This is a genomic window from Rhodococcus sp. NPDC079359, from assembly GCF_040702585.1.
GTDB lineage: Bacteria > Actinomycetota > Actinomycetes > Mycobacteriales > Mycobacteriaceae > Rhodococcoides.
This window is the reverse complement of record NZ_JBFBLH010000007.1, coordinates 110,524-133,322: the sequence shown is the minus strand read 5'-3', so window position 1 is coordinate 133,322 and position 22,799 is coordinate 110,524. Positions and strand designations below refer to the sequence as shown.

The following is a 22,799-nucleotide window of genomic DNA, read 5'->3' as shown; positions in this document are numbered from 1 at the left end:
CGGCGTCAGAACCTCTCCGGATCGAGGAGAGCGACGAACAGGTACACCGCAACACATGCGGCAACCACGAGACAGAGCAATTCGGTCATTGCTCGATCCTGAATCCCGCTACCGAGCCGAGCCGCGTTCCTTACGCTTTCTTACGCCGTCGACCAGCGGTCATGACGCAGTTTTTACGTCAGCGCTCCTCGATGTCGTCGACGCGGATCTCCACGACATCGCGTCCGAGGGTGGTGCCCAGCAGATCCGACACGGTGTCGATCGCGATGGTCGCCAGCTCGTCTCCCGCGGCCTGCAGGTCGTCGCCGTACACGCCGATCACCGCGACGAACAGGCCGATACAGGCATGGTCGTCGAGGTCCAGGTCGATCTCGGTCGGCTGCGCGCCGCGTACACCTGCGAGTGCACGCCGGAGCGTCGTCTTGACGATGTGATCGCTGATGCGCAGCGAGTCCGCCGATCCTGCCGTGGAGCCGAGCGGATACGCGCTGTCGATGGGCCACGTACGCCTGGTGGTGTTGCGTACTTTCGTGAGGATGGACGCGCTGATGTCCACCCAATTCGGTTCCTGCGGTGCGTCCCGAAGTTCGGTGGCAGCACGCGCGAGAACCGAATCCGGCTCTACTGGGTTCGCCATGTTGCCAACCTTTCGCTCAATGTTGCTCGTGCTCTGGTCAACTGACCACGTACTGCGCCTGCGGACAACGTCATGATCGCGCCGATCTCGGGATGCGTCAGGCCCTCGACCTCGCGAAGCAACCAACAGGCCCGCTGGCGGTAGGGCAGCTCCGACAGCGCGACGCCCAGCTCGGTCATGAAGCTGTCGGCCTCGACATCGGCCTCCGGATTACTGCCCGCGCCGGTGCTCTTGCGCTCGAACAACCAATCTTCGGCGGGTGGAACGCTGCGCTTGCGGCGATGGTCGATCACCTTGTGCGAGACCAACGAGAACAACCATGTTCGCAGAGCCGAGTCCCCACGGAAATTGTCGAGGCCCTTCCACGCTGCCACAAATGCGTCCTGCACCACCTCCTCGGCGGCACCTTGATCGGACAGCATGTTGCGCGCATAGCGGAACATCTCCGGGCCGTAGCGCCGGACGATCTCCTCGAACGCATCGGTCTCGCCCAGCGCCGCAGCGCCGACGAGAACGCGGTCCGACGCGTCAACCCACTCCATCGGGCCCCCAGTTCGCTTCATCGTGGTCATCGATCACGCAAGTCTTTCGGTACCGGTTTACCAGTAGACGTAATCTATGACGTAGGTCACTTTATCCGGACGTGCGTTTCACCGATCGAGCTACGACCAACTCCTGTCACACACTCTGCACCGAAGACACACAACGAAGAGAGGCATTCATGAGCTCCACGACGGACACCAAGGCAACCGTATCCGCAGCAGGCGAAGGAAAGACCGACATCACCACCAAGTCGGACTCCGTGCTCGTCAGCTCGCAGGGCCGCACCACCATTGCCGATACCGTCGTCTCCAAGATCGCCGGCATCGCCACCCGTGAGGTCCAGGGAGTGCACGCCGTCGGCGGCGGAGCCAGCCGCGCAATCGGCGCTCTCCGCGAGCGCATCCCCGGTGCCCGCGTCAACCAGTCGCAGGGCGTGTCGGTCGAGGTCGGCGAGCGTCAGGCAGCGGTCGACATCGACATCGTCGCCGACTACGGCGTCTCCATCGCAGACCTCGCAGCGGGCATCCGTCGCAACGTCATCAACGCCGTCGAGCGCATGACCGGCCTCGAGGTCACCGAGGTCAACATCGTCGTTCACGACATCTACCTCGACGACGGCTCGGACGACGAAGACACCACCAGCGAGCCCGCCACCACCCGAGTGCAGTGACCGACCCGCACATGACGGAACGTGACAGGTCCGAGGACATCGCCGACGCCGTACTGGCGATCGACGGTGTCGTCGGGCTGCACGGCGGCATGTTCGGTGAGGCCGCTACGTATCTGCCCGGGCGTCGTATCGCCGGCATCCGAATCGGTGAGGACGGGACCGAGGTCCACGTATCGCTGGAGTTCGGAGTCGCAGTCCGCGAGACGGCCGATGCAGTGCGACGCACAGTGGCGACGATGGTCGACGGGCCCGTGCACGTCACCGTCGAGGACATTGTGCGAGTCTGACCAGGTGAACCAGCACGCAGCGCACGACCGAGCCGCCGAATACAAGGCGGCTCGGCGCGCTGTGGCACGCGAACACCACCCCGACATCGGCGGCGACCCGGCCCGGTACATGGCCGCACTCGCCGATGTCGACCGAAGATTCGCGGTGCTGCCCTCGGCCCCTGTCAACGCAGCGAGCACACCGACGGCATTCCGTGCGTCCTCGATTCCGTCCCCGCTACGCACACTTCCCAAGCGGATCGCTCGTATCCGCAAACGCGTCACCAGGCGCAACTACTTCGAACTCTGAGTGGAGATCAAGACCATGACCACTGCAACCATCGGTTTGTTCGTGGGACTTCTGCTGGCCATCGCCGCAGCGGCAGGCGGCTTCACCGGCTTCCTCATCGCCATCGTTCTCGGTGGCCTCGGATTCTTCGTCGGCCGCTACATCGACGGCGAACTGGACCTGAACTCGATCATGCGTGGTCGCGGTCGTGACTGAGACAGCTGCGACCGACACCCCCGAGGACGCCGGCGAACGCGGATCACTGGAGATCAAGCACAAGGCCGTCGAGCGCCTGGCAGTACTCGCTGCCCGCAGCACCGACGCCGTTGCCGATCCTCAGCCGGGCCTGCGCGTCCTCGGTGGGCGTGACCTACCCAAAGCCGACGTGACGATCAACGGCTCGCGCGTTCGCGCCCAGGTCGCGGTGGCGGTCACCTGGCCATCGCCGCTGGCGAAGGTGGCCGCTGAAGTTCGTGCCGCCGTGGCCCGGGATCTGTCCGAGCTGGGCATCTACACCGTCGATCGAGTCGACGTCACCGTCCAATGCGTACCCGCCGAAGCCACCGTCGAAGAAGGGAGAGTGCAATGACCGCGAAAGCGACGAAGAAGCCGGTAGCCAACCCCGCCGCAGCCGTACCCGCAATCCTGTTCGCACTCGTCCTCATCGGAGCCGGTGTGGTCCTCGGCCGAGAAGCGTTGCTGAACCTGGGTGCCATCGACGGCCCCGAGTGGGTCGGCCCCGCTGCCACGAGCCTGGACGGGCTCACCGCGCAGAGTTGGATGTTGCCGGGCGGGATCGTCGCCGTCGTCATCGGATTCATCCTCGTCCTGCTCGCCGTCAAGCCTCGCCGGCGGACTCACCGCGCCCTCACCGAGCAGGACGTCTGGCTCCGCAAGGGTGACGTCGCCGCTGTTGCTCGCACTGCCGCTCTCGACAACGCCGGTGTCGACTCCGCGACGGCCAAGGCCGGCAACAAGAAGGTCACCGTCGCCGCGTCGACCGTGACGGGCACCGACACCGCAGCGCTGAAATCGTCGATCGCCACCTCCGTCGACGACGCTCTCCGCCCACTTGCGCCGGCACCGAAAGTCCGCACGCGAGTGCGAACGACAGGACAACCATCGTGAAACGCGCAACTGCCTCGGTCGACCGAACCAGTACAGCGGTCGTCGGACTCGCACTGATCGCCCTCGGCGGCGGAGCAATCGCGTGGGAACGTGGCCAGTTCCCGGGCCGCGAGCGCATCGATGCCGCGTTCGTCGACACCACCGTCGACGCCGGCTGGTGGCCCTGGGCTCTCGGAGCAGCCGCGATCGTTCTCGTACTTCTCGGACTCTGGTGGCTGCTCGCGCACCTGCCCCGCCGTTCGGTCGGCACCGTCGCGTTCTCGTCCACTGCAGACTCGGATGTCGACGGCAGGCTCAGTGTCGATCTGACCACCGCCGCCAAGAGTGCTGCCAAGTCCCTGGCAGCTCACGAGGGCGTCGTGTCGGCACACGGCCGATCGGTGTCGGACCGCGGTCAGCGGGTCGTCGAGATCACCGCGACCATCGACCCGGCCGTGACGACACTCGACAAGGTCTCCGCGGTGGCGGCACAGACGCGCAACGACATCGTGACGTCACTGGACGGCACTCCCGCCGCAGTGCGAATCCTGTTGCAGTGCGGAAAGTCTCGAAAGCAGTCCGTTCGCGTGAGCTGACTTCCGCTCGCACGCTCAGGAGAATTCGATCTCCCCGATCAGGCCGTGATGGTCCGATCCGGGGAGATCGATTCTTTCCAGCGACCGCGCATGGCCGGAGTTGGTGAGGATGTGGTCGATCCCGACGACAGCGGGCGTGCCCTTGTCCGTGGGATAGGTCGGGATCAGGCCCTTGCCCAATTGTGCTGCGGCGTCCGAGTATCCGACGTCGAGCAGGTTGCGGAACTTCTTGTGCGAGTACGTGGTGTTGAAGTCCCCGCTGACGATCACCCGGCCGGTGCCTGCCACCGCCTCCAAATCGTTTCGGAGCGTGTCCAATTCAGCGGTCCAGATGTCCGCCGGGGTGATGTAGGCGGGACCGGGATGCACGGCCAGCAGCGTGACCGGCTCGGAACCGGGGACCTCGACCTCGGTGGCGAGATTGACCGGGCCGTATCCGTTGAGCTGCCGGTTGTCCGAGATCGGGAATCGGCTGTAGATTCCGGCTCCGCCGCCGCCGGTCACGTGCGGCTCGAGGTAGCTGTAGGGAAAGAGTTCGTCCATACCGGCGTCACGGAGACCGACCACCGACGCGTCGGTCAGTTCCTGGATCGTGACGACATCGACGGCACTGTCGCGGGCCTGACCGACCACAGCAATGGGATCGGCCAGCCCGATCATCAGATTCGCCTGCATGACGCGCAACCGCACGCCCTCGCTGCCCGTCGCGTCCTCCGGTGCCGCGTCCGCCACGTAGAGCGGTGCGTAGGCCACTGCGCCTGCAGCGAGAACCAGTGCGGAGACTCCCGCCAGAACCCAGCGCCTACCGATCAACGCCACCAGGGCACCGACCACCACGGCGATGAACATCAGCGGAACGAACGACGCGAGCGCGATCAGGACGTTGACCCGGGTGTCGGTGTAGTAGACGCCCAGTGCCACGAGCCCGGTGGCGATGCCCAGAATGGCGATCGTGCCGGTGAGTATTCGTATCCAGGTTCGCTGCATCCGCCCTAGAGTAGCTACGCTCGCACGCCGCCGACCAACGCTCGGATGGTCGTCCAGGTCATCGACAACAAACCGCGAACCGCCGCGAACGAGAACGCAATGGACCACACCGTTCGTGTCGACGGTTCTTCGACCGGCACTCCGGCGAATCGATCGGACAACCAGTCCAAGGTCAGCGGCGCACCGATCGGGTGCAGCGACAGGTGCTCGCTCAGCCGATCCCGCAGATAGGTCACGTGGGCTCCGGCCTCGATGTACCGATCCACCTGCCCGTCTACGTCGTCGACGGCGATGATCTGATCGTGCACCGACTGAATGACCAGCAGCGGTGCCGTCGGGGCGGTGCGCCCGGGCTGAATATCCAGGAACACCTGCACGATCTCGGGCAGTGCCAACAGATCGGCCAGCGGAACGTCGATGTAGTGGTCCAGGTCGTGCCTGGCCAGTTTGGTCACGGCGCGCACTGTCGTCATCGACTCCACGGAATCGAGAATGCGCATTCCGTCCTCGTTGACGTGCTGACGGATGACCCGATCGAGCTCGGGGTAGGTCCGCCGCAGGCCGGCCACCACCAGTGTCGGCAATGCTGCGTGCAGCGTCGCATTGAGCCGGGTGAACGCCGAACCCGGATCTCCGACGGGGGAGCCGAGGGCGGCACCGACCAGCTCGATCTCCGGTGCGTATTCCGGTGCCATCTCCGCCGCCCAGGATGTGGCGAGCCCGCCGCCCGAGTAGCCCCACAGCGCGACCGGCGTGCTGTCGTTCAATTCGAGCGGCTCGAACGACAACGCCGCGCGGATGGCGTCGAGCGTGCAGAACCCGGGTTCCTGCGGCGAACCCCAGTGGCCGTCGGGTCCCTCGTGATCCGGGATCGAGATGGTCCACCCTCGTCGCAAGGCGTGCAGTACCAGCAGGAACTCGAACTGTGGAACTGCGCCGAACGCCCGCGAGCCACGCCGAAGCGCGTAGGACGGGAAGCACGAGGACGCGACGCCGTCGATCGCACACTGATAAGACAGAAGTACCGGCTCCGCGTCCCGCGGGCGCAGCACCGTCGTGACGCTGGCCTGGGGATACCCGCCGAGATCAGCGGTGCGATAGAGCAGCTGCCACGCGTCGACTCGCTGGCGCACACGACCGAACATCGCGACCTCGACCGGACGCACCTTGAGAATCGTCCCCGGTGGAGCCGCTTCGTACCCATCGGGCGCGGCGTAGAAGGCGTCGTCCTCCGGCCTGGTCGCGTCACTCCGGCTCGGTGCTCGTTCCACCGGCCAGGGCTGTTCGTCCTCTATCGATCTGTCGACGCTCATGTCCCACCGCTTCTTGTCCGAGTCTCGCCGTCACACTAACTTGCCCTCAACGACTCCATTTCATGCAGCCTGCTGCCAATTGGTGATCAGGACGTCGGTCGCGTAGCTGAGGTCGAGGCCCTCCCCACCCCAGTTCGGGACGATGGCGTCGGGCGCGATGCAATCGTGTCGCCGCCGGAGTTCGTCCGCGTCGCCGGACATCGTCGGCGCGTGAATCATCTCTATTCCCGAAGGATGGTGAAACGAGAAGCGTTGATCGTCGAGGGCTTCGATGAAGAAGTAGCCGTCGTGCAGCGCTCGATGGTGTTCGCCGCACAGCAGGACCAGGTTGTCGAGCGTGGTCTTGCCTCCCCGTGAGCGGTAGGTGACGTGATGGGCATGCAGAAATCGAGTGCGCCCACACCCGGGCACCGTGCAGCATCGATCCCGAATGATCAACTGCCGCAATTGGGTTCGGCTCGGCGCTTTGGCAGTCGAACTCCACCGCACAGTCTTGCCGAGGCGGCCGTGGCCGACCGTCCGCATGACCGCAGAACACAGCACCTGAGCCAACGTTTCGTCGTCCAGACCCGGGCCGTCGTCGAAATGGGCATGATCGTGACCCGCCTCCTCGATGCCGCCGAGGTGGACCAACACTTCCGCCGCCGGTGAGACAACCGGCGAATCCATTCCGGCACAGACCATCTCGGCCATGGCAATCATCGCCGGCACCGGGTTGGACGGTGCCGGAGCCGCTCGGTCACCCTCGGATTCACCCTCGATGCGGGTGCGCTCGTACTCCGCCCTGGTCAATGCAGCCAGAAACCGCTTGCCGTCCTCGGGCCGAAAACGCGCCGTCAGCACGAGCGAGCCGTCGTCCTCGTCCCAGCGCCACCGCCCCACGGACGGATCGGCATCGACTCCGTTACCCCTTGTCGGACGCATCGCTTTCTTCAGGCCACGGCACAGACGCTCGATGTGGGCAGCAGGTGCATCGAGCGCCTTCTGCAGCAGCGACGCCTCGTTGTCGACCGTGGCCACCCTCGTCATCGCCCGGACCTTCGAGTAGGAAACCGTGCCGCTCAGGTACGCCGAGGTGATCAGCGGCAACTCCCGCATCGCCTTGGCCACCCGTACCTGCTCACGGGCCGTGTGCAGGTCGACTCCCGCACGCCACGACAACCAGTGCGCACAGGACCGCACTTCCCATCCCGCCCATCCGCGTCGAGCATCGAACTCACCCACCAGAATCAGATACTGCGCCGACGCCGCAGCGATCTGACCGGCCAGAGCGCAGATCTCGGTCTCGATTTCTCTCGTCTCGATCCGTCCCGCCTCGGATCCAGCCTCTTGCATGTCGCTCATGAACGCCCCCATTCATCGAATGCATGTTCGACAAAGCGTACGACGGGATACCGACAAGAACTTCTCGACGAGGTCCGGCACGTCCCCGCGGGGACGTTCCGGGCTTGCTTTCTCGCTGTCCGGCCCGATACTGACACCGGATGCTGGTTCCGAGCGGAGGGCGGTAGGCGCACGTGAGCGACGACCCGCCGGTACCCGAGCAGGCCACGAGGCATCCGGCATCGACTGGGCAGCGAATGCCCTACATGGCCGACGTCCGCAATCCTCTCGCGCGCTTTCGCAGTCCGCTGCGCAGCACGTGGTTGACGTCGCTGTTCGGTGCGGTGCTGCTCGTCGCGCTGCCGATCATCACGGTGACGGGGCTGCTCTCGTACAGCGCCTACGGACCGCAGTTCGGCCAGGCCAGACCCGGAGCCGTCGGGTGGCTGCGGTTGCCGTACTTCGACTGGCCCACCGACCCGGCCTGGTTGTACCAACTCACCCAGGGCCTGCACGTGGGGTTGGGCCTGATCATCGTGCCGCTCGTCATCGCCAAACTGTGGTCGGTGATGCCCAAGCTCGTCGAGCTACCACCGGTCCGATCGCCGGCACATGCGCTCGAACGACTGTCACTGTTGGCACTGGTCGGTGGTTTGCTGTTCGAGATCGTCACCGGCGTCCTCAACATCCAGTACGACTACGTGTTCGGTTTCGACTTCTACGCCGCTCACTACTTCGGTGCCTGGGTGTTCATCTCCGGATTTATCGTGCACCTCGGCCTCAAGGTTCCGCTGATGTGGCGCACCCTGAGGTCCGAGTCATTGATGGACGTGTTGCGGGCCCGCAACGAAGCTCCGGACCAGCAGAGCGACGACAGCCCCTCGTCGACCATGAGTCGACGCGGTGCCATCGGATTGGTCGCTGCCGGAATGGGTTTCGTCGCGGTGTTGACCGTCGGCCAGACGCTCGGAGGAGTGCTGCGCAAGGCCGCGATTCTGCTGCCTCGCGGACGCTCGTACGGTGACGGCCCCAACGACTTCCAGATCAACCGAACCGCCGAAGCTGCGGGGATCACCGAGGCGCAGACCGGGCCCGACTGGCAACTGACGATCAGCAGCGCAGCCGACGACGCCGTCCCGGTGGTGCTGTCTCGGGGCAGGCTGCTGTCGATGCCGCAGCGCACTGCCGAACTTCCGATCGCGTGCGTAGAAGGATGGTCGACCACGCAGACGTGGACCGGCGTCCCGTTGGCCGAACTCGCCGCGCTCGCAGGCGTACCCGCACCGCGATCGGCCGAGGTCACTTCGCTCGAGCAGAACGGTGCATTCACGCGCGCGGTACTACAGGGAAATCAAGCGAGCCATCCGGATTCGTTGCTCGCGTTGCAAGTCAACGGCGTGGATCTCTCGCTCGATCACGGATTTCCCGCGCGCGTGATCGTTCCCGCTCTTCCGGGCGTCCACAACACCAAATGGGTTGCCACCATCGTGTTCCGTTCGTGACTTCCGGCTGTGCGCTTTTCAACTCGTGGGGCGGCCGACGAGGGCGTGTTCTCTCGCCTCGATGAGTTCCGAAGGTCATGCCACGATGCTTGCTTTCTCCAGAGGCCTCCTCGCCGCAGGTGCAGCGCTCACGCTGCTGTTCGCCGCAGGATGCTCGTCGTCCGAATCGGGCACTGCCGTTGCCGCAGACACCACCACCTCGTCCGCCACGTCCGCCGCGGCCGGCACCACCGATGACGTCTCCGGCCAGGAAGGCATCGACGCCGGCGGCTCCACCGACATCGATGTCGAGATCGGTCAATGCGTCCAACTCGGCGGAACGATGACGGCCGCCACCATCGAGAACGCCGAATGCGGCAGCATGGAATCGAACTACAAGGTCATCGCCAAGGCCGAGCAGAACGAGCAGTGCCCCACCGACGTGAATCAGACCTACTACGAGACACTCGACGGCGTGGAGCAGGGGGCACTGTGCCTCGACGTCGACTGGGTCGTCGACGGCTGCATGAGCGTGCCCACCGTCGGTATGGACGAGCCCTCACGAGTCGACTGCAACGACCCCACCGCGACCGACGTCGAACAGGTCACCGAGATCAAGACCGGTACCGCCGATCCCAACGAATGCCCCGAGGGTGGATTCGCCTACGATTCAAGGCAATTCGTCGTCTGCACCACGACGATCTCCTAGTCGAGCTGCGCCGTCACCATCTGCGTGACGTAGCGGTAGTCCACGTAGCTGTGGCGGGCGATGGCCGCGTGTACTGCGCCCAGGACCTCGCCGCGGCGCACGTCGTCCAGGGCTAGATGGCTCGAGTACGTGGCGGCCATGGCGCAGAATTCATCTGCGGAATAGCGCTGAACCCATTCGTATGTCGAGGTCGTCCACGGACCGAAGCCGGCAGCGCGGGGCACGTTCGACTCCGGTTGCGCACCGAGAGAGTGCGCCAACAGTGGTGCCGCTGCCGGCTCGGTTGCGTCGTAGGCCGCCCTGACCGCTTCCCATGCCGGGCCCTCGAGGTCGCCCGGCATGTTCCACCACAACCGAAGGACGCCGCCGGGGACCAACGCGCGGGCCGCTACTGCAGCTCCTTGCTCGTGGTTCACCCAATGCCAGGATTGGGCGGCAACGACTACATCGAACGACGCCGCCGGGACTGCACAATCCTCGAACCGTGACACCTGCACTTCGACGTCGCGGTTCTCGGTGCGCCGCTGAACCAGCTCTGCCATAGCCGGATCCGGTTCCACCGCAACGACGGACGCACCGAGTTCGGCCAAGGCGACGGTGGCTTTACCGGTACCTGCTCCCGCCTCGAGCGCTCGCAGCCCGTCCCCGGTCATGATGTCCGCGTACAACTCGGCGGGGTAGCCGGGACGGGCCCGGTCGTAATTCTCGGCAACCTTGCCGAAGCTCAGTGCACGCGATGACTGCTGTCCGTCGGTCACCGTATCGACGGTACCGAGCGCTGACTTGCCAGGAACCGTACGTTTCGTAAAGAGTGAGACAGGTCACTGAGCAACCCCCGGCGCACGAGGAGGATCGATGACCGAGACCACTGCACCTCCGAAATGGAAGGTGGTCGGCCCCGGACTCGTGGTCGCCGCAACCGGCATCGGGGCTGCCGACCTCGTCGCGACTCTGGTGGCCGGCTCGCGCTACGGCTACGCACTGCTCTGGGTCATCATCGTCGGCGTCGTCATGAAAGTCGTTCTGGTGGAGGGTGCCGGCCGCTACACGTTGGCGTCGGGCAACACGATCTTTCAGGGCTGGCGTTCGCTGGGTAAGTGGACGACGGTCTATTTCGCGCCGTACATCGTGATCTGGGGATTCGTCTACGGTGCTGCGGCGATGTCGTCGAGCGCGTTGCCGATCGTCGCGCTGTTCCCAGCCTTGGATCTGAAGGTTGTCGCCATCGCGTCCGGGCTCCTCGGGTTCGCGTTGATCTGGCTCGGTAGCTACGGGTTCTTCGAGAAGATCATCACCGTCTTCGTGGGCATCATGTTCGTGACCGTGATCGGCGCTGCGGTAGTGGCGGTTCCGAACGTTCCCGCCATCGTCAAAGGCATCGTCCCCACCATTCCCGACGGCTCCATCGTGTACGTCCTCGGCCTCGCAGGTGGCGTCGGCGGCACCATCACGCTCGCCGCATACGGCTACTGGCTGCGCGAGAAAGGCTGGATCACACCGAAATTCATGCGCGTCATGCGCATCGACAATTCGATGGCCTACGTCATCTCCGGCATCTTCGTCCTCGCCATGCTCATCGTCGGTGCCGAACTGCTGTACTCGTCGCAGATCGCGATCTCCACCGGCGATCAGGGCCTGATTCAACTCTCCGACGTGCTCGCCGAGCGCTACGGCACGGTGTTCGGGTACGTGTTCCTCATCGGATTCTGGTCGGCGTCGTTCTCATCCCTGATCGGGGTGTGGAACGGAGTGAGCCTGATGTTCGCGGACTTCGTCGGCAATCTGAAGGGGCTCGAACAGGGCCACCCCGAAACACGTGTGGGCGGTAAGTACTTCCGCTGGTACGTCGCATGGTTGACGTTCCCGCCGATGGCGCTGCTCTGGCTGGACCAACCGATCGGACTCGTGCTCGCATACGGCGTCCTCGGGGCGGTCTTCATGCCGTTCCTGGCGGTGACGCTGTTGATTCTGCTCAACAGCGATCGGGTGCCACAGCAGTGGCGCAACGGCTGGTTCACCAACCTGACGCTGGGTGTCTGCGCATTCCTGTTCGCGTGGCTCGCCGTCGACCAGGTCTTGGACGCACTCGACAAGTACGTGTACTAGTCGGCCGCCTCCAGGCGGGCGCGCAGCGTCGACTCCGTGTGCTTGATCGCCTGACCCACAACGGGTTCGACCACAGCGCCGAGCACCTTGCCTGCAATTCCGCCGGGAAGGCTGTAGCGGAACACCACATCCAGACGGGTACCGCCGTCTGCCGTGTCGGAGAACGACCACGTGGACGAGTTGGACAGGCCCTCGACCGATTCGAGCGTCAGCCTCTCGTTGTGGACCCATTCGGTCACGTGCACAACGGAGGTGAGAGCCTTCGGACCGATCTGCATCGTCGCGTCGTACGTGGCTCCGAGACCGGACAGGATGTCGCTCTTCGGCTCGAACCGGGTGATGCCGAACATCCACTGCGGGACGTTTCTGAAGTCGTCCATGTAGGCGAATGCCGCATCGCGATTGGTCGATGCCACGGCCGAACGATTGATTTCACGCACTCGTGCACCCTAGTACATGCTACGGCGTGTTACGCATACTTTGGCGGTCCGTTTCAGCGGCGTACGTATCCCGCCTGCATATCCACCACGTTGACCAATGCCGAACCGCGGACGTACCGCTGCAGGTTGTCCTCGAACAGCGCCCACAGACGCTCTGCGAAATCCTCGGAGTCGCCCGCCAGATGCGCGGTCAGGATGACGTTGTCCATGTCCCACAGCGGGCTCGTGTCCGGCAATGGTTCGACCTCGAACACGTCCAACACGGCCCACCCGATCCCTCCGGATCCCAGGGCATCGCACAGGGCCCGCTCATCGACGACGGGACCGCGGGCGATGTTGACCAGGCCTGCATCGGAACGCATCGCCGCCAGCACCGCCGCGTCGACGAGTCCGCGCGAGGCATCGGTCAGCGGTGTCGCCAACACGATCACGTCGTATTCGCCTGCATACGAGGGCAATTCTCGAAAGTTTCGGATCCGCGAGAACTCCGAATCGCCCGGTCGCTCGGACGTTGCCGCCGCCTCGACGCGCATACCGAGCGCGCCGAGTACGCGGCCGATCTCGCGTCCGATCGAACCGGGACCGACGACGAGGGCGGCGCGACCGTGAATTCCGCCGGCAACTCTGTGCTCCCACACCCGCTCGCGCTGCCGAGCAAGCGCCCGGGGCAGCTTCTTGACCGACGCCAGGATGCCGGCTGCGACGTACTCGGCGATGGCCCGGTCGAGGATGCCACCGGAATTGGTCAGCATCCACGGGCTCTCGCGCAGAACCGGATCCAGCAGTCGATCGACTCCGGCACTCGACGCGTGGATCCAGCGAAGATTCTCGGCACCGGGCCACACGCCACGCAGATCGGCAGTCTCGAAGGTCCGAAACAGCAGCACCTCGGCCCACGACACCGCGTCGGCGAGTTCGTCCATCAGGCAGCTTCGGAACTCGACTCCATCGATCACGGGGAAGGACCTCCGGTCCGAACCGTTCTCGACCACAAGCACGTTCACCACAGAACTCGCCACCTCCGTACCATGGCACCGTGCTCACCGTGGAACCCGCAACTGCCGCCGACGCGGCAACGATACTCGGCCTCCGGCACGCGGCCGAGGACTGGCTCTCGGATCGCGGAATCGATCAGTGGACGCCACGCGAGGTGCCACTCGGCACCGTCGCCGCGCAGATCGAGGCAGGAGAGTTCTACGTCGCCCGACGCGATCCCGGCGGCCCGATAGTCGGAGCACTGCGCTTGATCGGATCCGACCCGACCATCTGGCCCGAGCACGACGAACTGGCCTGCTACGTACACGGATTGGTGATCGACAGAAGCGAGGCCGGTACCGGGCTCGGCGCGTCGCTGCTCGAGTGGGCGTCGGAGCAGACTCGCCGGGAAGGACGCTCGCTGCTGCGTCTGGACTGCGCCGAGACCAACGGTGCGTTGCGCAGCTACTACCTCGATCAGGGGTTCCGCTACGTCGGCCGCCGCGAGTTCGCCGAGGGCAGTGCATGGTTCAGCGTTGCCCTTTTCGAGAAGCCGACCGATCGGTAGTGTCTCGTCCATGGGCGAGAACCGGGATCGTATGCTGCGCGGAGAACTGTACCGAGACAACGATCCCGAACTGGTGGCGTCTCGGGTGGCGTGCGGCAGGCTATTGGACCGATTCAACGCAACCGACGCAGACCGGAACGAAGAGCGTCGGGAGATTCTCGGCGAATTGCTCGGATCCTTCGGAGACGATTCGTGGATCATGCCCAGGTTCCAATGTGATTACGGCACAAACATTTCCATCGGATCGAACAGTTTCCTCAACTACGACGCGATCCTGTTGGACTGCGCGCCCATCACCATCGGTGACGATGTGTCGATCGGACCACGGGCACAACTGCTGACGCCGCTGCACCCCATGGAAGATCACGAGGCGCGCCGAACACGCTGGGAGAGTGCTCTTCCCATCACGATAGGGAACAACGTCTGGCTGGGCGGCGGAGTCATCGTGTGCCCGGGCGTCACGATCGGCGACAACTCGGTGATCGGTGCAGGCAGCGTCGTCACCCGGGACGTGCCGTCGCACACCTTCGCTGCCGGCAACCCGTGTCGGACCATTCGCGCCCTACCGTGAGATCACCTCGTGCAAGATCTTGTCGCAGTCACCGACGAGCGTGTCGACGGCCATCCGGGCGCCCCACCAGATGCCCAGCCACCCGATAGCCGCGGCCACGGGAACGGACAGGTACGCGAACGCACCGGGCAGGAGCAGTGCCAGCAGCAGACCGGGCACCACCGACACTCCGAGTACGACCATCGACAGCAAGATCAATGCGAACGAACCTCCGTTGAACGACCCTCGGGTGTTCAGCGAAAAGGCCTTGGTGGGTTCGGGGACCGGGTAGGCGGCACGGACCGAGATCACGACGATGAGCCCTGCACTGACGCCGAGCATCGACAGCGTCACCGAAATGGGGACCGCCAACCGGTCGAGCCCGAGGTCACCGAACACTCGGACCACCGTCGTCGACACGATAGCGAACGGTGCCGCAACCATCAGCCACGCGATCTGCCGACCACGGACGTCGTCGCGCAGAGCCTGCGGAATCATCACCAGATGCCACATCGAACCGCCGTCGAGGCCGTACAGATTCGATCCCGCGCCCATCGCCATGTAGATCACCATCCACGCACCCCACTCTGCGGTGAACGGAATCGAATCGGTCAGCAACGGACCGACGCCTCCGAGCACCGTGAAGATCAGCACCGACAGCAACTGGCTTCGACGACGCATATCGCCGCCCCACAGGGACAACTCCCGCATCACCACCGCGCCGACACGGGTGGCGCGCCAGCCGGTGTCACCGTTGCGGCCGTTCGTTGCCGTCTGCTTCCGCGACGCGCCGTACGAGGCGGACACCCGCCCCTCGAAGAGCCGCAGCACGAGTCGCTGCCACGCCCACACCACTGCGACGTCGAGCAGCAGCAGTCCTGCCACTGCGCCGATCGCGAGAGGCCAGTTGCCGTCGAGCGCAGCGTCGACTCCGGTGATGCCCCAGCTGAACGGAATCGAATGTGCCAGCGTCAGAGGCCATGTCACTTCGCCCGACAGCACCCGAGAGAAGTTCTGGGTGATGGGGAACTGCAGGAAGTACAGGCCGCCGAACACCGCACCGAACGCCAGCAGAGCGAACTCTCGACTACGCCGACTCTTCAGTAGCTGAGACATCGCCACGGTGACCACCCTGGACAGCGTCACGAAGAGTACGACGGTCGCAGGCCAGGCCACCAGGGCAAGCGGAAGTGCTGCGAGAGAACGGGACACGGCATAGATCGGGATCGACGCGGTCGCGATGGCCGTCAACGGCACCAGCATCCCGTACGCCGAGGTGGCCAACAGGGCACGCGCCAGGCGTGAGGGTTTCACCGACAGCATCTGGAAGTGGCGGGGCTGGATGTTGTCGTCGGAGATACCCGAGAGCACCGGGAACAGCACCCAGCTCAGACCGATCAGTGTCAGCCCGAGGCTCACGGTGCCGCCGACCAACACCTGCGAGGCTCCACTGCGCGCAGACAACACACTCGCCAATACCGCGAAGACCAGCCCCAGCAACCCGAACACGCTTTTCACCACTGCTTGGCCGCCCCTGAATTGCCTGCGGTAGAGCGTGATTCGCATCTGCAAGACGGTTCGACCGAGAGACGTCACGAGCGCATCCAGGACAGGCCGTCGGGGTTCTGTTCGCGGGTACCGACCAGGCGAACGAAGGCGTCGTCCAGACTTCCGCCGGCGCGGACCTCGTCCACCGTGCCCGCAGCCACGACTCGGCCACCGGTGATGACGCCGACGTGGGTACAGAGCTGCTCGACGAGTGCCATCACGTGACTCGACAGGATCACCGATCCGCCGGACCGGACGAACTGGACCAGAATGGTGCGAATGGTGGTGGAGGAGATGGGGTCGACCGCCTCGAAGGGCTCGTCCAGCACCAACAGCCGGGGGCCGTGCAGCAGCGCCGAGGCCAGCCCGATCTTCTTGGTCATACCCGCCGAGTAGTCGGCGATGACGGTTCCCCCGGCGTCGGCGAGATCCAACGCGTCCAACAGCTCGTCCCGACGCTGTGCGATCACGTCCTCCGGCATCGCGCGCAGTCGTCCGAAGTACGTCAAGAGCTCGTGGCCGGTGAACTGGGACGGCAGAGCGAGCCCGTCGGGCAGTACTCCGAGTAGCTCCTTCGCGGCGATGGGATCGGCCCAGACGTCTCTTCCGAACACCAGACTTCGGCCGTACTGTGGCCTGAGCAGACCGACCGCCATGGACAGACACGTCGTCTTGCCTGCGCCGTTGGGGCCGACGAGTCCGAACATCGAACCTGGTGGAACCATCAGCGACAGGTCGTCGACTGCAACTTTAGGGCCGAAAGCCATACAGAGGTGCTCGATCAGCAGGGCAGCAGAATTCGTTTGCACGGGTAACAGACTAACCGGTATGGGACGGTTCGTCATCCGGTACCGATCAGCCGTCCCGGTACCATCTGGGCATGAATCGCACGGCAGTGGTCACCGGAGCTTCGTCGGGTATCGGACGCGCGGTTGCGCAGGCGCTCCTCGCCCGGGGGTACCGAGTGATCGGCACCTCGCGCAATCCGGACTCGATGACCGACGCGCAACGGGCCACCGGCGTCGAGTATCGCGCTCTCGACCTCACCGATGCCTGGTCGATCCGGAACTTCGTCGCCGATCTCGGTGTCGTCGACGTGTTGGTCAACAACGCCGGTGAGAGTCAGTCCGGGCCGTTCGAGGAGCTCCCGACCGATGCCATCGAGCGACTGTTCCAGTTGAACGTCTTCGGTGCAGTGACGCTGTCCCAGGCCGTCATTCCCGGTATGCGCGAGCGTGGCTACGGCCGCATCGTGATGATCGGATCGATGCTGGCGAGCTTCCCGCTCGCCTACCGCTCGTCCTACGCGTCGACGAAGGCCGCCATCAAGGGCTTCTCCGATGCCGCGCGCCTGGAACTCTCGCCCTTCGGGGTGTGGATGACCACCGTCGAGCCGGGCTCGATCAACACCGGAATCAGTGAGCGTCGGACCAAGTACATCGCACCGGATTCGGTCCACCGAGACGACTTCCACACCGCGATCTCGTCCCTGGACCGCAAGGAGGGAACCGGCATCTCCGCCGAGCAAGTCGCGGAGGTGGTGTTGAAGGCCATCGAAGCCGACAAGCCGAAACCGTTGTACGCCAGAGGAAGCAACGCGCCGGTCGTGTTCATGGCGCGGCGATTGCTCCCGGCGACCTTCATGGAGAAGACAATCGCGAAGATGTTCGGGCTGAAGAGATAGTTTGAACCTCTGACCTGGTGGAATACAGCCGGGTGAACTATTTCCCTCTCGACTTACCGTGATAGAAACTCTCGGCTTGGTTCTGGCCGCCACGGGTCTGATCGTCGCCGCACAGGTGATCTCGAAGAAGACGACGCTGCCCGCGGCCGCGTTGTTGACCCTCGCCGGCCTGGCGGTCTCCGCATCGGCGCTGCCCGACATCGTTCTCGACCCCGAGGTCGTTCTGACCCTGGTGATTCCGCCGCTGCTCTACAGCGCTGCGCTGAACTCTTCACTGATCGCCATCCGCCGCAACGTATGGACGATTCTGAGCTTGTCCGTGGCCTTGGTGGTGGCCACGGCCGCACTGGTGGGAGTGGGCCTTTGGCTGCTCGTGCCCGGCATCACGTTGGCGGCCGGTATGGCGCTGGGTGCTGCCGTGGCACCACCGGACCCGGTGGCGGCGCTCGCGGTGGGTCGACGCGCGGGCATCCCACCGAAGCTGGTGACGCTCATCGAAGGCGAGGGACTGCTGAACGATGCGACCGCGCTGACGATGCTGACCGTGGCGATCGCCGCGATCTCGAGTCAGGACATGACAGCCGCCCATGCCGGGGGATTGTTCGTGCTCGCCGCAGCAGGCGGCATCGTCGTGGGCCTTATCGTTGCACTACTGATTCGATTGGTGCAGAGGTTCGTTCACGATTCGCTACTGCTCAACATCGTGTCGCTGTCGACGCCGTTCGTCGCGTACCTCGCGGCCGAAGAAGTGCATGCGTCCGGGGTGTTGGCGGTCGTCGTTGCAGCATTGGTGATCGGTCACCACACCCGTCACGCCATCTCCGGAGCCAGCCGCCTACAGACCAGCGCGGTGTGGCGATTGATCGATCTTCTGCTGGAAGGCTTTGTGTTCCTGTTGATCGGCGAGCAGTTGCCCACCGTGGTGGGCGGCCTGTCGGCCTACTCGGGGACGACCATCGCCCTGGCAGTCACGGTCACGCTCGCCGGCGTCCTCCTGCTGCGGCCGCTGTGGTTGCTGACCACGGGGCTGTCCGCCCGCGAGGCGGTGGTGATGAGTTGGGCAGGCACTCGCGGAGTCATCACCGTCGCCGCCGTCTTCACGTTGCCGCTCACCATCGACTCGGGCGAGCCGTTCGAGAGCCGAGATCTGCTGCTGTTCTGCGCATTTCTCGTCGTGCTGGTGACGGTGATAGGTCAGGGGCTGACATTCGCGCCACTGGTACGCAGGTTGAACGTCGTGGCCTATCCCGCAGAGGAGGCGCGACTACGGAACGAAGCGCGCGAGGGTTCGACGAAAGCTGCTCTGTCACAGTTGGATCGAATAGCCGACGAGGAGAACCTGGACGACGAGGGTCGGGAGATATTGCGGCACGAGTTGGAACACCGCATCGACCGCTACCACCGCCGGCTCGATCACCTCGACGAATCCGAAGTGGGCGATTCGGTAATTTCACCGGAGCAGATCGCCGCGATGAGTACCCGGCGACGCATCCTGGCCGTCGAGCGTGAGGAGTTGCTGTGCTGGCGAGACGCCGGCCGGTTACCGGACAACAGCATGCGCAGCCTCGAACACGAACTCGACCACGAGGAGCACTCCTTCCGCCCGCACCGAGAAACCGACTAACCGGCGATCGCCGCGTGCATTTCCCACACGATCACTTCGGCTCCGGTTGCGGTGGTCAGTTTCTGCCCGCCGCCTCCGGAGATCCGCACGGCGTCGCCCTCGGCGAGTACGCCGACACCCTCGAGCATCGCTTCACCCTCGGCTACGAAGATGTGCACGAACGGCGCGTCGGGAACGTCGACCGGGGCTTGTCCTGGCTGCAGACGTGCAGCGTGCATCGCGGCGTACTTGTTCTTGATTCGGATCGCCGCGTGATCGGCGTGACGGGCCATCCCTGACGCCACCGGAACCAGCCCGCCACTGAGCAATTCGCTGTCGATCTCGAGCTGCTCGTAGCCCGGGGTGATGCCCTGTTCGTCGGGCACAACCCACATCTGGACGAATCGAACGGGATCGCCGTGCTTGCCCGAGTACGAGCCGGCGGTTTCACCGAGTCGCCACGAGTCGTTCTTCTCCGAGTGCAGAATTCCTGTGCCTGCACTCATGCGCTGCGCGAGGCCGGGATATATGACGCCGGAGTGGCCCATCGAATCCTGGTGCACCAGCGATCCTTGCAGTACCCAGGTCACGATCTCCATGTCACGGTGTGGGTGGGTGTCGAATCCCTGCCCGGGGGTGACGATGTCGTCGTTGTTGACCATCAAGACACCGTGGTGGGTGTTGCCACGATCGAAGTGATTGCCGAAGGAGAAGGAGTGCTTGGAGTCGAGCCAGCCGATCTTGGTCTTGAATCGGTCGTCGGCCCGTCGGACGTCGAGTGTGGTTGCTGCAGAGGTCATGTCATTGCCTCGAATCTCGAAGTATGGGGGGTCAGAGAACGTGCGAGCCGTACATCTCACCGAGTGGATCGGCGATCAGTTCGAGACGCGCACCGTCGGGGTCGCGGAAGTACAGCGAGACATCGCTGTGCTCGATCAGTTCCACTCCGGCGTCGATCAGCTTGGTACGCAGGTGTTCCCACCTGGTCGGCTCGACGCTGATCGCCACGTGGTGGAGGCCGCCGAGCACTTCTGCATACGGTCCGACGTCGAGTCCGGGAAAGTCGAAGAACGCCAGCAGGTTGCTGTTGCCGATATCGAAGAAGAAGTGCGAGGAGCCCGGGTAGTCACGGTTCTCGATGAGTTCGGTGAGCGGGAACTCGAGGAGATCCTGGTAGAAGCGAACAGTGGTTTCGACGTCGCTGCTGACCAAGGCGGTGTGATGCAGTCCCCGGGCCGACGACGCGGGCCGCTCGCCTGCCGGCTTCATGTGCTGGGCACGGATGCGGTCACGCTCGATGGTGTGCTGATCTGTCTCGGTCATCGCTCTACCCTTCGGGTCAAGTAGTTGCTTCGTCAACTACTACGAACAGTACACCGAGTAGTTGCGTTGTCAACTAATATGAACCCATGGAATCCCCACGGTGGCTCAGCCAGGACGAACAGTCGGCCTGGCGCGCATACCTCGACGCGACTCGGCTGCTGCTTCGCGATCTCGACAACCAGCTCACTCGCGACTCCGGTATCTCGTTCACCGACTTCGAGTTGCTGGTGGTGCTTTCCGAAGCGCCCGATCGCCGACGCCGCATGAGCGAACTCGCCGACGCCGTCACCACCACTCGAAGCGGCGTGACGAGGGCCATCAGCCGGTTGGTCGAGTGCGGTTGGGTTCGACGAGTCAAATGCGACGACGACAAGCGGGGCATGTCCGCCGAGCTCACCGAGTCCGGCCTCAGCACCCTCGCCGAGGCCAGTCCAGGGCACGCCGCAGCGGTACGGGAGAACATGTTCGACCTGGTGAACCCAGAGGATCTCGCGGCCCTCACCCGCACTTTCTCGGCAATGCGGAACCACGCGTCGTGACCCTCACCCACATTCCCGGCGAGCAGCGGCATCACTGGTGGAACGAATGGCTCGACTCCAAACAGTCCTTCCCCGCCACCGGCAACTACGACCTGGCTGCGAACGCGCACGGCCTGCTGATGGTGCACAACGAGGACACCGTCTTTCCCGGTGAGGGCTTCGATTCGCACGAGCACCGGAACATGGAGATCCTCACGTGGGTACTCGAGGGCACGCTCGCGCACACCGATTCCGAGGGCAATTCCGGACTGATCCGCCCCGGTCTGATTCAACGCATGAGTGCGGGCACCGGCATTCGCCACACCGAACGCAACGCGTCGAGCCTGACCAGCCGCGACAAGCTACGCGTCGTACAGATGTGGATCCCGCCGGATGCCGACGGACGGGTGCCCTCGTACGACGAACTGGACGTGCGCGACGAGTTGGCATCCGGCGAGCTGGTCTGTGTGGCATCGGGAATGCCGGGCAGAAGTGGAATACACATCGGAAATCGCTTTGCGGCACTGCACGTTGCGCGGCTCCGGCCCGGACAGTCCATCACCGTTCCCGACGCGCCGTTCGGTCACGTCTTCGTCGCCGACGGTTCGGCGATGTTCGAGGACATCGGCGATCTCGCCCAGGGTGACGCGGTGCGACTGACCTCCACCGGCGGACACCGTGTGACAGCATCGACCGCGAGCGAAATCATGATCTGGGAAATGCACGCCACCTTCGCCTGAGGGAGTGTCGACTATGCCGACCATCACCACCGACGATGCTGTCACCCTGAACTATCTGGACGAGGGCACAGGCCCGGCCGTGGTGCTCATTGCCGGTTTCTGCGCGCCCGCGACGACCTGGGCGCTGCAGCAGAAAGCGTTGGTGGACGCCGGATATCGCGTTCTGGCGCTCGATCGACGAGGACACGGCGCTTCGGAGGCACCGATCCACGGGGCGTCCATGGAGCGACACGGACGCGACGTGGCGAACTTCCTGTCCGAGGTGGGCGTCGACGAGGCCGTCTTGATCGGCGGCTCCATGGGGGCGAGCACCATCTGGTCGTACATCTCGCAATTCGGCACCGAGCACGTACGAGCCGTCGTATCGGTGGATCAGACGCCGAAGATGGTGAACAGCTCCGACTGGAAGAACGGCTTCTACGGTCTCACCGAGGACAACCGAACGACGTTCTTCGACAACGGAATACCCGATACCGGACACGGCCTGCCCAAGTGGAAGTCCGTGCCGTCGCTCCTGAAGCTCGCGCTCGCGCTACGTGCGGTTCCGAAGATGGCGTCGCCCGATACCCCGCCGATGAAGGCTCTGCTCGCAGACCATGCTGCCCAGGATTGGCGCGCGACCATCGCAGCAACGGATCGGCCGTACCTGATGGTCGCCGGGCGTGAGAGTCAGTTCTGGCCTGCTGCACACGCTTCCGATTCCGTCGTAGGCAACTCACACGGTCGATCGGTAGTGCTGGAAAAATGCGGCCACGCCGCGAACATGGACCGGCCGAACGAATTCAACACGGCAATGCTGGAGTTCCTCGACTCGATCGAGTGA

At 64.5% G+C, this 22,799-nt stretch carries 30 protein-coding genes; 17 read left to right on the top strand and 13 right to left on the bottom strand.

What is annotated here, in order from left to right:
* Positions 1 to 5: 5 nt before the first annotated feature.
* The 3 genes from AB0362_RS17800 to AB0362_RS17790 all read right to left on the bottom strand — a co-directional run bounded on the left by AB0362_RS17800 (position 6) and on the right by AB0362_RS17790 (position 1,209).
* Positions 6 to 89 (bottom strand): potassium-transporting ATPase subunit F, encoded by an 84-nt coding sequence (locus AB0362_RS17800; protein ID WP_082898670.1) that lies wholly within the window; start codon positions 87 to 89, stop codon positions 6 to 8.
* 89 nt (positions 90 to 178) lie between these two features.
* Positions 179 to 637: a hypothetical protein gene (locus AB0362_RS17795; RefSeq protein ID WP_149406779.1), complete on the bottom strand. Its 459-nt coding sequence runs from the start codon at positions 635 to 637 to the stop codon at positions 179 to 181.
* Positions 622 to 1,209: a sigma-70 family RNA polymerase sigma factor gene (locus tag AB0362_RS17790; RefSeq protein WP_082898669.1), complete on the bottom strand. Its 588-nt coding sequence runs from the start codon at positions 1,207 to 1,209 to the stop codon at positions 622 to 624. Before AB0362_RS17790 ends, AB0362_RS17795 begins: the two co-directional genes overlap by 16 nt.
* 149 nt (positions 1,210 to 1,358) lie before the next feature.
* Here AB0362_RS17790 and AB0362_RS17785 point away from each other — a divergent pair, with 149 nt between their 5' ends.
* Genes AB0362_RS17785 through AB0362_RS17755 form a run of 7 tightly spaced genes read left to right on the top strand, consistent with a single transcriptional unit; the run spans position 1,359 to position 4,108 of the window.
* Complete coding sequence (locus AB0362_RS17785; RefSeq protein WP_068049443.1) at positions 1,359 to 1,850, top strand: Asp23/Gls24 family envelope stress response protein; 492 nt, start codon at positions 1,359 to 1,361, stop codon at positions 1,848 to 1,850.
* 11 nt (positions 1,851 to 1,861) lie between these two features.
* The gene (locus AB0362_RS17780; RefSeq protein ID WP_068049455.1) at positions 1,862 to 2,137 is read left to right on the top strand and encodes an Asp23/Gls24 family envelope stress response protein; all 276 of its coding nucleotides are present in this window, start codon (positions 1,862 to 1,864) and stop codon (positions 2,135 to 2,137) included.
* A gap of 4 nt (positions 2,138 to 2,141) precedes the next feature.
* Entirely contained in the window at positions 2,142 to 2,426 is a 285-nt protein-coding gene (locus AB0362_RS17775; protein ID WP_068049442.1) for a hypothetical protein, read from the top strand.
* Between the two features lie 15 nt (positions 2,427 to 2,441).
* Positions 2,442 to 2,621 carry a hypothetical protein gene (locus AB0362_RS17770; RefSeq protein ID WP_027495126.1) on the top strand — a complete coding sequence of 60 codons (180 nt, stop codon included), beginning with the start codon at positions 2,442 to 2,444 and terminating at the stop codon, positions 2,619 to 2,621.
* Positions 2,614 to 2,994 (top strand): Asp23/Gls24 family envelope stress response protein, encoded by a 381-nt coding sequence (locus AB0362_RS17765; protein WP_317533048.1) that lies wholly within the window; start codon positions 2,614 to 2,616, stop codon positions 2,992 to 2,994. Before AB0362_RS17770 ends, AB0362_RS17765 begins: the two co-directional genes overlap by 8 nt.
* Complete coding sequence (locus tag AB0362_RS17760; RefSeq protein WP_366236014.1) at positions 2,991 to 3,533, top strand: DUF6286 domain-containing protein; 543 nt, start codon at positions 2,991 to 2,993, stop codon at positions 3,531 to 3,533. The genes AB0362_RS17765 and AB0362_RS17760 overlap by 4 nt, the downstream gene beginning before the upstream one ends.
* Positions 3,530 to 4,108 carry a hypothetical protein gene (locus AB0362_RS17755; RefSeq protein ID WP_094638315.1) on the top strand — a complete coding sequence of 193 codons (579 nt, stop codon included), beginning with the start codon at positions 3,530 to 3,532 and terminating at the stop codon, positions 4,106 to 4,108. The genes AB0362_RS17760 and AB0362_RS17755 overlap by 4 nt, the downstream gene beginning before the upstream one ends.
* A 15-nt stretch (positions 4,109 to 4,123) precedes the next feature.
* On the opposite strand, the gene AB0362_RS17750 is transcribed toward AB0362_RS17755, so the two are convergent.
* From AB0362_RS17750 to AB0362_RS17740, 3 genes are read right to left on the bottom strand one after another with little or no spacing between them, the layout of a single operon-like run.
* Positions 4,124 to 5,095: an endonuclease/exonuclease/phosphatase family protein gene (locus AB0362_RS17750; protein WP_317809058.1), complete on the bottom strand. Its 972-nt coding sequence runs from the start codon at positions 5,093 to 5,095 to the stop codon at positions 4,124 to 4,126.
* A 14-nt stretch (positions 5,096 to 5,109) separates the two neighbouring features.
* Positions 5,110 to 6,408, bottom strand: coding sequence for a lipase family protein (locus AB0362_RS17745; RefSeq protein ID WP_149406775.1), 1,299 nt, complete (start codon positions 6,406 to 6,408; stop codon positions 5,110 to 5,112).
* Positions 6,409 to 6,468: 60 nt separating this feature from the next.
* Positions 6,469 to 7,752 (bottom strand): HNH endonuclease, encoded by a 1,284-nt coding sequence (locus AB0362_RS17740; protein ID WP_317809060.1) that lies wholly within the window; start codon positions 7,750 to 7,752, stop codon positions 6,469 to 6,471.
* Between the two features lie 236 nt (positions 7,753 to 7,988).
* On the opposite strand from AB0362_RS17740, the gene AB0362_RS17735 reads away from it, so the two are divergent.
* Positions 7,989 to 9,233 (top strand): molybdopterin-dependent oxidoreductase, encoded by a 1,245-nt coding sequence (locus AB0362_RS17735; RefSeq protein ID WP_317809298.1) that lies wholly within the window; start codon positions 7,989 to 7,991, stop codon positions 9,231 to 9,233.
* A gap of 61 nt (positions 9,234 to 9,294) precedes the next feature.
* Complete coding sequence (locus tag AB0362_RS17730) at positions 9,295 to 9,921, top strand: hypothetical protein (protein ID WP_317809061.1); 627 nt, start codon at positions 9,295 to 9,297, stop codon at positions 9,919 to 9,921.
* Here the strand turns inward: AB0362_RS17730 and AB0362_RS17725 are convergent.
* On the bottom strand, positions 9,918 to 10,679 hold the full coding sequence (locus AB0362_RS17725; RefSeq protein ID WP_366236013.1) for a class I SAM-dependent methyltransferase: 762 nt from the start codon (positions 10,677 to 10,679) through the stop codon (positions 9,918 to 9,920). The two genes, AB0362_RS17730 and AB0362_RS17725, sit on opposite strands and share 4 nt — an antisense overlap.
* Before the next feature lie 97 nt (positions 10,680 to 10,776).
* Between AB0362_RS17725 and AB0362_RS17720 the strand changes: the two genes are divergently transcribed.
* Positions 10,777 to 12,027, top strand: a complete 1,251-nt coding sequence (locus AB0362_RS17720) for an Nramp family divalent metal transporter (protein WP_300514765.1) — start codon at positions 10,777 to 10,779, stop codon at positions 12,025 to 12,027.
* Here the strand turns inward: AB0362_RS17720 and AB0362_RS17715 are convergent.
* Positions 12,024 to 12,467 (bottom strand): SRPBCC family protein, encoded by a 444-nt coding sequence (locus tag AB0362_RS17715; protein WP_366236012.1) that lies wholly within the window; start codon positions 12,465 to 12,467, stop codon positions 12,024 to 12,026. The genes AB0362_RS17720 and AB0362_RS17715 overlap by 4 nt on opposite strands.
* A 53-nt stretch (positions 12,468 to 12,520) precedes the next feature.
* Positions 12,521 to 13,423: a D-2-hydroxyacid dehydrogenase gene (locus tag AB0362_RS17710; RefSeq protein ID WP_366236011.1), complete on the bottom strand. Its 903-nt coding sequence runs from the start codon at positions 13,421 to 13,423 to the stop codon at positions 12,521 to 12,523.
* Positions 13,424 to 13,503: 80 nt separating this feature from the next.
* On the opposite strand from AB0362_RS17710, the gene AB0362_RS17705 reads away from it, so the two are divergent.
* Positions 13,504 to 14,010 (top strand): GNAT family N-acetyltransferase, encoded by a 507-nt coding sequence (locus AB0362_RS17705; protein ID WP_269596164.1) that lies wholly within the window; start codon positions 13,504 to 13,506, stop codon positions 14,008 to 14,010.
* A 10-nt stretch (positions 14,011 to 14,020) separates the two neighbouring features.
* Positions 14,021 to 14,581 (top strand): sugar O-acetyltransferase, encoded by a 561-nt coding sequence (locus AB0362_RS17700; protein ID WP_366236010.1) that lies wholly within the window; start codon positions 14,021 to 14,023, stop codon positions 14,579 to 14,581.
* On the opposite strand, the gene AB0362_RS17695 is transcribed toward AB0362_RS17700, so the two are convergent.
* Positions 14,573 to 16,126 carry an ABC transporter permease gene (locus AB0362_RS17695; protein WP_366236009.1) on the bottom strand — a complete coding sequence of 518 codons (1,554 nt, stop codon included), beginning with the start codon at positions 16,124 to 16,126 and terminating at the stop codon, positions 14,573 to 14,575. The two genes, AB0362_RS17700 and AB0362_RS17695, sit on opposite strands and share 9 nt — an antisense overlap.
* A 26-nt stretch (positions 16,127 to 16,152) precedes the next feature.
* Positions 16,153 to 16,875 (bottom strand): ABC transporter ATP-binding protein, encoded by a 723-nt coding sequence (locus tag AB0362_RS17690; protein WP_052049937.1) that lies wholly within the window; start codon positions 16,873 to 16,875, stop codon positions 16,153 to 16,155.
* 113 nt (positions 16,876 to 16,988) lie between these two features.
* Here AB0362_RS17690 and AB0362_RS17685 point away from each other — a divergent pair, with 113 nt between their 5' ends.
* Both AB0362_RS17685 and AB0362_RS17680 read left to right on the top strand, forming a co-directional pair.
* Positions 16,989 to 17,792, top strand: coding sequence for an SDR family oxidoreductase (locus tag AB0362_RS17685; protein ID WP_366236008.1), 804 nt, complete (start codon positions 16,989 to 16,991; stop codon positions 17,790 to 17,792).
* Between the two features lie 58 nt (positions 17,793 to 17,850).
* A complete protein-coding gene (locus tag AB0362_RS17680) occupies positions 17,851 to 19,416 on the top strand; it encodes a Na+/H+ antiporter (RefSeq protein WP_366236007.1) in 1,566 nt (521 codons plus the stop codon).
* Here AB0362_RS17680 and AB0362_RS17675 read toward each other — a convergent pair.
* Both AB0362_RS17675 and AB0362_RS17670 read right to left on the bottom strand, forming a co-directional pair.
* Positions 19,413 to 20,195 (bottom strand): pirin family protein, encoded by a 783-nt coding sequence (locus tag AB0362_RS17675; protein WP_366236006.1) that lies wholly within the window; start codon positions 20,193 to 20,195, stop codon positions 19,413 to 19,415. The two genes, AB0362_RS17680 and AB0362_RS17675, sit on opposite strands and share 4 nt — an antisense overlap.
* Positions 20,196 to 20,226: 31 nt before the next feature.
* Positions 20,227 to 20,718, bottom strand: a complete 492-nt coding sequence (locus AB0362_RS17670) for a VOC family protein (protein ID WP_366236005.1) — start codon at positions 20,716 to 20,718, stop codon at positions 20,227 to 20,229.
* Between the two features lie 86 nt (positions 20,719 to 20,804).
* Between AB0362_RS17670 and AB0362_RS17665 the strand changes: the two genes are divergently transcribed.
* The 3 genes from AB0362_RS17665 to AB0362_RS17655 are packed head-to-tail and all read left to right on the top strand — an operon-like array spanning position 20,805 to position 22,799.
* Positions 20,805 to 21,257 (top strand): MarR family transcriptional regulator, encoded by a 453-nt coding sequence (locus AB0362_RS17665; protein ID WP_094669507.1) that lies wholly within the window; start codon positions 20,805 to 20,807, stop codon positions 21,255 to 21,257.
* Positions 21,254 to 21,976, top strand: coding sequence for a pirin family protein (locus AB0362_RS17660; protein ID WP_366236004.1), 723 nt, complete (start codon positions 21,254 to 21,256; stop codon positions 21,974 to 21,976). The genes AB0362_RS17665 and AB0362_RS17660 overlap by 4 nt, the downstream gene beginning before the upstream one ends.
* Positions 21,977 to 21,989: 13 nt before the next feature.
* Positions 21,990 to 22,799, top strand: a complete 810-nt coding sequence (locus tag AB0362_RS17655) for an alpha/beta hydrolase (protein ID WP_366236003.1) — start codon at positions 21,990 to 21,992, stop codon at positions 22,797 to 22,799.

Excerpts from the sequence above, each read along its gene's own strand:
- AB0362_RS17685 (WP_366236008.1), top strand. The coding sequence starts at position 16,989 with ATGAATCGCACGGCAGTGGTCACCGGAGCTTCGTCGGGTATCGGACGC.
- AB0362_RS17700 (WP_366236010.1), top strand. The coding sequence starts at position 14,021 with ATGGGCGAGAACCGGGATCGTATGCTGCGCGGAGAACTGTACCGAGAC.
- AB0362_RS17740 (WP_317809060.1), bottom strand. The coding sequence starts at position 7,752 with ATGAGCGACATGCAAGAGGCTGGATCCGAGGCGGGACGGATCGAGACG.
- AB0362_RS17790 (WP_082898669.1), bottom strand. The coding sequence starts at position 1,209 with ATGACCACGATGAAGCGAACTGGGGGCCCGATGGAGTGGGTTGACGCG.
- AB0362_RS17780 (WP_068049455.1), top strand. The coding sequence starts at position 1,862 with ATGACGGAACGTGACAGGTCCGAGGACATCGCCGACGCCGTACTGGCG.
- AB0362_RS17760 (WP_366236014.1), top strand. The coding sequence starts at position 2,991 with ATGACCGCGAAAGCGACGAAGAAGCCGGTAGCCAACCCCGCCGCAGCC.
- AB0362_RS17800 (WP_082898670.1), bottom strand. The coding sequence starts at position 89 with ATGACCGAATTGCTCTGTCTCGTGGTTGCCGCATGTGTTGCGGTGTAC.
- AB0362_RS17770 (WP_027495126.1), top strand. The coding sequence starts at position 2,442 with ATGACCACTGCAACCATCGGTTTGTTCGTGGGACTTCTGCTGGCCATC.
- AB0362_RS17745 (WP_149406775.1), bottom strand. The coding sequence starts at position 6,408 with ATGAGCGTCGACAGATCGATAGAGGACGAACAGCCCTGGCCGGTGGAA.
- AB0362_RS17655 (WP_366236003.1), top strand. The coding sequence starts at position 21,990 with ATGCCGACCATCACCACCGACGATGCTGTCACCCTGAACTATCTGGAC.
- AB0362_RS17720 (WP_300514765.1), top strand. The coding sequence starts at position 10,777 with ATGACCGAGACCACTGCACCTCCGAAATGGAAGGTGGTCGGCCCCGGA.
- AB0362_RS17695 (WP_366236009.1), bottom strand. The coding sequence starts at position 16,126 with ATGCGAATCACGCTCTACCGCAGGCAATTCAGGGGCGGCCAAGCAGTG.
- AB0362_RS17735 (WP_317809298.1), top strand. The coding sequence starts at position 7,989 with ATGCCCTACATGGCCGACGTCCGCAATCCTCTCGCGCGCTTTCGCAGT.
- AB0362_RS17795 (WP_149406779.1), bottom strand. The coding sequence starts at position 637 with ATGGCGAACCCAGTAGAGCCGGATTCGGTTCTCGCGCGTGCTGCCACC.
- AB0362_RS17750 (WP_317809058.1), bottom strand. The coding sequence starts at position 5,095 with ATGCAGCGAACCTGGATACGAATACTCACCGGCACGATCGCCATTCTG.
- AB0362_RS17690 (WP_052049937.1), bottom strand. The coding sequence starts at position 16,875 with ATGGCTTTCGGCCCTAAAGTTGCAGTCGACGACCTGTCGCTGATGGTT.
- AB0362_RS17670 (WP_366236005.1), bottom strand. The coding sequence starts at position 20,718 with ATGACCGAGACAGATCAGCACACCATCGAGCGTGACCGCATCCGTGCC.
- AB0362_RS17785 (WP_068049443.1), top strand. The coding sequence starts at position 1,359 with ATGAGCTCCACGACGGACACCAAGGCAACCGTATCCGCAGCAGGCGAA.
- AB0362_RS17730 (WP_317809061.1), top strand. The coding sequence starts at position 9,295 with ATGAGTTCCGAAGGTCATGCCACGATGCTTGCTTTCTCCAGAGGCCTC.
- AB0362_RS17665 (WP_094669507.1), top strand. The coding sequence starts at position 20,805 with ATGGAATCCCCACGGTGGCTCAGCCAGGACGAACAGTCGGCCTGGCGC.
- AB0362_RS17675 (WP_366236006.1), bottom strand. The coding sequence starts at position 20,195 with ATGACCTCTGCAGCAACCACACTCGACGTCCGACGGGCCGACGACCGA.